This is a genomic window from Phormidium pseudopriestleyi FRX01, from assembly GCF_017313335.1.
GTDB classification, from domain to species: domain Bacteria; phylum Cyanobacteriota; class Cyanobacteriia; order Cyanobacteriales; family Laspinemataceae; genus Laspinema; species Laspinema pseudopriestleyi.
The window spans coordinates 1-6552 of the sequence record NZ_JAFLQW010000043.1 but is presented as its reverse complement, the minus strand read 5'-3'; the positions used below and the strand labels follow the sequence as shown (position 1 = coordinate 6552).

Sequence of the window (6552 nt, the reverse complement as noted above, 5' to 3'; positions counted from 1 at the left end):
TTTTATTCCCTTCAATGGTTCTTTGACTGAGTTCTAAAATTCGGTCTAATCTGGCTTTCTGGTCAGCATCTCGGACATGACCCTGTAAAAATATCGCCGAGTCCTGTAGCTTTTTTATGTCTGACTCAATTGCCTCGGGAATAAATTCTTCGCGATTGATAATGTAGCCTCTTGCCGAGCGTTGGATGGACATTAACTGTAAAGACAGACGGTCTGACTCCCGGACTATAGCTGCCCCATCTTCTGATTTTTTGACTTCTTGCTGAACTTGCTGGCTACTCACAAAAAAGAAGCCAGCGGAAGTCAGAGAAAATATTAATGGGATGGAATAGCCTAATAAAATTCTGGCTTTTAACTTTAAATTAAATAACATTGAAAATCCTCGCGTGCTATTTTTAAAGCGGGTTAGATTCTAATTCAAAACTTTATCCGTTGTTTGACTTTTACCCCTGAATAGCAAAGTTTTGTTAAGCGTAACCCTTGGCAGGAAACTGCTATAAAATGCCTGAACCTTCAAAAATTAGTAGCAGTTTTCCAAAAATTTGAACGAAGTAACTCCCGATATCAAAAAACCGGATTTACTGTCTTGACAATTCTGATTTTATCACAATTTTGAAAAAATGATAAGGGGATTTGAGGCCATTGAACCCTCGTCAAACAACTAGGGGTTAAATTGATGGATGAGGACTTGAAAATAAGAAAGAACCACGATTATCAACGGGCCCAATTGTAGTAACAGCACCCGGGAGACCAAAAAACCGGCAAAAGGTCGAGAAAAAACTCAGCCCTTTTGCCGGTTTGGAATTCACCGATTATTTAGAATGGACCTTGCCATTAGCTGCGGCGGCTAAGAGGCGATCGGTGAGTTTGTCAGGGACTTCCTGGAGGTGATCGTACTTCCAGCGGAAGAACCCCACACCCATTGTCAGCGATCGCAACTCCACAATCAAATCCTGCATTTCCGCTTGGGGTAAATAAGCCAAAACCTTATCCCAGGATTTCCAGTTTTCCAGGGGTTCATACCCTAAAATCTGGCCGCGTCGTCCGCTGATCAGTTGCATCATATTCGAGGTAAAGTCCGTCGGTGCACAAATCTCCACGGAGGCGATCGGTTCTAGCAGGGTCGGTTCACATTGAGCCAACCCTTCTTGCATTGCCAAACGTGCAGCTTGTTTAAAGGACTGTTCTGAACTATCCACGGAGTGATAGGACCCATCGGTGAGGGTAACGGCAATATCCACCACCGGGAATCCGAACGGTCCCTGACTCAGGTACTCGCGCACCCCCATTTCTACTCCGGGAATATACTGTTTGGGGATAACGCCGCCAACGATTTTATCGTTGAAGTGATACCCTTCCCCCCGAGGCATGGGTTGAATGTCCAGGTAAACATCTCCAAATTGGCCGTGACCCCCACTTTGGTGCTTGTAGCGACCATGTACCCGGGGCGCTGGTTTGCGAATGGTTTCCTTGTAGGGAACATGGGGGACTTGGGTAATCATCGGCAGGTTGTACTTGCGCCGCAGACGATCTAAGGTGACCTTGATGTGAATTTCACCTTGACCCCAGAGGATAATCTCGTGGGTATCGGGATTTTGTTCCCAGGCGAGGGCGGGGTCTTCTTCCAGGAGTTTGGTCAAGGCGGCGCTGATTTTCACTTCGTCGCTGCGCCGTTCCGGGGCGATCGCCAGGGCGAAGACGGGGGGCAGTTGCTCCGCTTTGGGTAATTCCGATTTGAGATTGCCCTCGCCGGTGGTGAGGGTATCTCCCGTCTGAATCCCTTCCATGCGAGACAGGGCAACAATATCGCCCTCTACCGCCTTCTGAATGGTTTCAGTTTGCTGTCCCTTCATCCGATACATTCCCCCAATCCGGACGCCGTTGAGGGTCATGTTATCGGTGATTTCCCCTTTCCACACCCGCACGAGGGACATTTTGCCGCCTTGAGGGGTGTAGTAAGTTTTAATCACTTGGGCTAAGGGTTCACCGGAATGCAGGGTAATTCCCCGGCGATCGGCGGTGGTGGTGGGTTCCGGCGCTTCCCGAATCAGGGCATTGAGCAAGGGTCTGACGCCATAATCTGAATCCGCCACTCCCATAAAGACGGGAACGATTAAATCGGCCCCTAATTCCATTTTAAGGTCGGCGACGATTTCATCTGGGGAGGGTTCAATCTCTTCAAGGAGTTCTTCAAGGAGGCGATCGTCAAAGTTGGCTAACTCTTCTAACATCTCCTGACGAGCCTGATGTTCTTCTTGTTTGAGTTCCTCGGGGATGGGTACGGGGTCTGGGTCGCTGCCACCGTGGTAGTGATAGGCTTGTTCGGTGACGAGATCGATAAATCCAACGGGGTCCAAGCCTTTGAGAATGGGATATTGATGGGGGACTAAGGGCCGGGTGGAGACGGCTTTGAGGGCGTGGAGTACGTCCATAAAGCTATCTTTGGCGCGATCCATTTTGTTGACAAAGACGAGATGGGGGATTTCCCAGTCATCTAAGAACTTAAATAAGGGGGCTAAGGTGAGGACGCGGCTGACTTCGGGTTCGCAGACGACGACGGCGGCACCGGCCCCTTTGAGGGCGTTGTAGGTTTCTTGGATAAATTCTATGGACCCGGGGCAGTCTAAGAAGGTGAAGCGGACATCATGGTATTCGGTGGTGGCTGCGGATATCTCCACACTCATTTGGCGATCGCGCGCTTCGGCGGAACTATCGCCAACGGTTGTCCCTTCTTTGACGTTCCCTTTCCTATTAATTGCACCTGTTACAAACAACAGGCTTTCGAGTAAGGTGGTTTTTCCACTCAGATATGGGCCTACAATTGCGACGTTTCGCACGTCGGAGACAACTTTTTCGGTCATGATTCACTCCCGTGAGTTAGTTAGTAAAGAGTAAAAAAATTGTAAGAGGGCCAAGGGGATAGCCTATTTAAAGTAAAATCCTTATCCTGACTCTATTGGAAACAAGGCAATCAGCATCAGCTCTTCTCGGATGGGTCTTGATGTATTTTAGATTACCGTATTTTTGGATCAAAGAATTACTGATTGAGGGACTTGTTTTTCTAAGTTTAATCCTTTTTTTTTAAATTTTTTGAATTTAAATGAAGTGTCATCCCTTGAAAATTTTTGTAACGGTGACGGTTTGGTGCAAGGGCCGATCGCCTTGAGGAGGATGTGGGTACAGTTGGGGTGAAAACCTGACTTCATGGCCCTAATTTGGGGCTAATTCGTCTAAATTTTGTGAAATACCCCGATTTTTTATCCTCTTCAGGAGTAGTGTGGGCAATGCCCACCTTATGCTAGGTGGGCATTGCCCACCCTACAATTGCTTATGGTAGGTGGGCAATGCTCTAGTCATCGGCAGGGATTTTAGAGTAAAACCAGGTTAAACCACATCGACTCGCAACTCAGGAGGGGCGATGCAATTACAACGGAACATAAGGGCAAGAATCGTGGGCGTGACCCTGGGGATTTGGATGATGCCGTTGCTGTGGATGTCGTGGGATGGGATGCCAGAAATGCGCGCTGTCGCCCAAGGGAATTCCCAGGCGGCCCTGGATTGGGTAAACCGAGGACTGGGGTCGATTCAAGCGGGTCAGGTATCCGAGGCGATCGCCGCGTTTCGTCGAGCGACTCAACTGGACCCGACCCTAGCTGTGGCTCATTATAATCTGGGCTTGGCTCTGCGGCAATCCGGGGAATTACAAGGGGCGGCGGATTCGTTCTACCAAGCGACTCAAGCGGATCCTAGCTTTACTCTGGCTTTTGCAAATTTGGGGGCGGCCCTGATTGAGGGGAATAATCTCGATCGCGCCCGGGATTATTTACAACGGGCGATCGCCTTGGACCCCCAAATGGGATTAGCTCATTATAATCTCGGTTTGGTCCTGGAGCAACAGCAGTTATGGGATGCGGCAGCAGCTTCGTTTCAGCAGGCGATGCAGTATAGTCCAACGACCCCAGAACCGTCCTATCATCTCGGACTGGTTTATCTCGAACAAGGGAAACTGGACGCGGCTAAATCAGCGTTTACTCAGGCGATCGGGATTACTCCGACTCATGCTCCGGCGCACTATCATCTGGGGTTTATTGCTTACAATCAAGGGGATTTGAATGCGGCTTTAGACTCATTTCGGCGGGCGGCTGAAGGGAATGCCAATTATGCCAATGCCTATTATGGGGCTGGGTTAGTGTTTCTGCGTCAGGGGAATTTCACCGAGGCTCAACGAGTATTGGAATATGCCCGAGACCTTTATACTTTGGAGGGGAATACGGAACGGGCTATGAATGCCGAACGACTGTTAGAGCGATCGCGCAATCCCTAAATCCCTGGATCTGTGTTGACAATGGGGCGATCGCTCTGGGTTACGAACTGTGGTTTTGCCCCTTGGGATTCACCGGAAGTTGTATCCGGAATTCTGTTCCTTTTCCCATAGTTGAAAAACAATTTAACTGGCCTAAATGTTTTTCAACTATAATTTGGTAACTAATAGACAGCCCTAATCCGGTTCCTTTCCCGATGGGTTTAGTCGTAAAAAATGGGTTGAAAATATTGGGAATAATATCTGGAGGAATCCCCAAACCATTATCCTCAATCCAAATCACAATGGACTCGGGGTTCACCGAATTCCCCCCATTGGGGGTTTCCTTTGGACTTTTTTGCAGGACTTCAGTACAGAGGGTGAGGGTGGGGATATATTCTTTTGAAGGAGTTTGCGCCAGGGTGTCTTCTAAGGCATCAATCGCATTAGCCAGGAGATTCATAAACACCTGATTCAATTGCCCCGGATAGCACTCTATCAAGGGTAACTCTGCATATTTTTTGACCACTTGAATCGCCTGATGTCCTGCAGTGGCTTTGAGTCGATGTTGCAAAATCATCAAGGTACTATTGAGACCTTGATGAATATCTACCGCCTTGATTTCCGCTTCATCGGTGCGGGAAAAATTTCGCAAACTCAAAACGATATTTTGAATCCGTTCGGCCCCGACGCTCATAGATTTAATGGTTTTGGGTAAATCTTCTATCAGAAAATCTACATCTATTGCTTCGGATTCTTCTTGAATTTCTGCTACGGGTTCAGGATAGTTTTTTTGATAGAGGGCGAGCAGGAAGAGTAAGTCTTTGACATATTCATCGGCATAATTAACATTGCCGTAGATAAAGCTCACGGGGTTATTAATTTCATGAGCCACCCCGGCTACTAATTGACCAATGGAGGACATTTTTTCCGCTTGAATCAGTTGACTTTGGGTGTTTTGCAACTGCTGCATCGCGGCTTCTAAATCCGTGGTTCGGCGGATGGATAATCCTAAATAAATGGCGATGATTATGGTGAGTAGCAACCCGATCGCCAGGGTCGCTAAGGTGTTACCCATAAATCCCTGAAAGGTCGAGGTGGGACGGAGTAAAAGGGTCCATTGGCGATCGGCAACCTGAAGGGTCTGGGTACAAAGACTGGGATTTTTATAGCACAAAGACTCCGGAGACAGGGCTGCAGGTTGTTTTAGCCGGGTATCGGCAATAAATTGTTGGGTCCTGGAGTCATAAAATATTAGGAGTTGATTACCTGGCGCCCCTGCCGAGTCGAGTAAGTAAAAATCCAGGTGATGAAGGTTTAATCCGCCTAGAGACTTTTGCAATAAATTGGAGAGACTATAGACGGTGTAAGTGGTTCCCCTAAAGGTATTGCTGCGATCGCCGATTCCCGGGGGATTCTCGCCTCCTTCGTAAACAGGTCGAAACATCGCCACCCCATAAGTCTTGCCATCTGCTAACATAAATCGTTCCGTTACCGATATCTTGCCCTGGTTTTTTCCATTGATGATCGCTGCCCTCACCCTGGGGTCATAACTGGGATCCAGTCCCAGCACCACTCCTGTATAGATACTGGGGGGTTGTCCATAGATAATGGGAAAATATTCCGGGCGATCGCCCGCAGGGATTAAGTTGCCATCGGGGGCGCGATCGCGAATCTGGTAATTTTCCTTCCCTTGAGCTTGCATCCGTTGCTCAAAAGCCCTCCGTTGTGCCTGCGGCACTTTTTCTAGCCATGCCATCCCTAAAATTCCCGGGTAATTTTCAAAAAAGGATTGGGAAAACCGCTGAAAATTTTTCTCGGTCACCTGCCCCGAAATATCATATAATGCACCCAGCGATCGGGTCACTTGGAGATATTCCTCAATATAGCTTTGTAAGGTGACGGTCATACTTTCCCGGCGTCGCGCTAAGTTGTCCTGTGCGGATTTTCGCTCCCATTCATAAACTCCTGTGGCAGCGATCGCAGACAGTGACAAACCAACGAGTAAAGTTAACCCAACCGGAAGGTAGGGACGGATTCGCAAAAGGGCGTTTTTAATTTGTCCAAAATCTTTCAAATGAACTGCCATAGAACCGTTTATCTTTTCTAATTTAACCGGATTCGCTCTTAGTAAAACCCTGCTAATTACTGGGGTAAAAATTTTGGTAGGATTAAAAATTGTTAACTCCTCACTATTGGGTTCCAAAATCGCTACGGGTGGGACAATCTGTTCTACAATAACATTTTAAAAC

General features: G+C 47.9%; 4 protein-coding genes. 1 reads left to right on the top strand and 3 read right to left on the bottom strand.

What is annotated here, in order from left to right; genetic code table 11:
* The coding region (locus tag J0895_RS01655; protein ID WP_207086409.1) for a CHASE3 domain-containing protein at nt 1-373 on the bottom strand (373 nt) is incomplete at its 3' end.
* A gap of 439 nt (nt 374-812) precedes the next feature.
* Complete coding sequence (locus J0895_RS01650) at nt 813-2861, bottom strand: elongation factor G (protein WP_207086408.1); 2049 nt, start codon at nt 2859-2861, stop codon at nt 813-815.
* Between the two features lie 557 nt (nt 2862-3418).
* Here J0895_RS01650 and J0895_RS01645 point away from each other — a divergent pair.
* A complete protein-coding gene (locus tag J0895_RS01645) occupies nt 3419-4324 on the top strand; it encodes a tetratricopeptide repeat protein (protein WP_207086407.1) in 906 nt (301 codons plus the stop codon).
* 40 nt (nt 4325-4364) lie between these two features.
* Here J0895_RS01645 and J0895_RS01640 read toward each other — a convergent pair whose 3' ends face one another.
* Nucleotides 4365-6389 (bottom strand): CHASE domain-containing protein, encoded by a 2025-nt coding sequence (locus tag J0895_RS01640; RefSeq protein WP_207086406.1) that lies wholly within the window; start codon nt 6387-6389, stop codon nt 4365-4367.
* Nucleotides 6390-6552: the final 163 nt, after the last annotated feature.

Bases quoted from the DNA above. Each gene is read 5' to 3' on its own strand.
- J0895_RS01640 (WP_207086406.1), bottom strand. From the start codon at position 6,389: ATGGCAGTTCATTTGAAAGATTTTGGACAAATTAAAAACGCCCTTTTG.
- J0895_RS01645 (WP_207086407.1), top strand. From the start codon at position 3,419: ATGCAATTACAACGGAACATAAGGGCAAGAATCGTGGGCGTGACCCTG.
- J0895_RS01650 (WP_207086408.1), bottom strand. From the start codon at position 2,861: ATGACCGAAAAAGTTGTCTCCGACGTGCGAAACGTCGCAATTGTAGGC.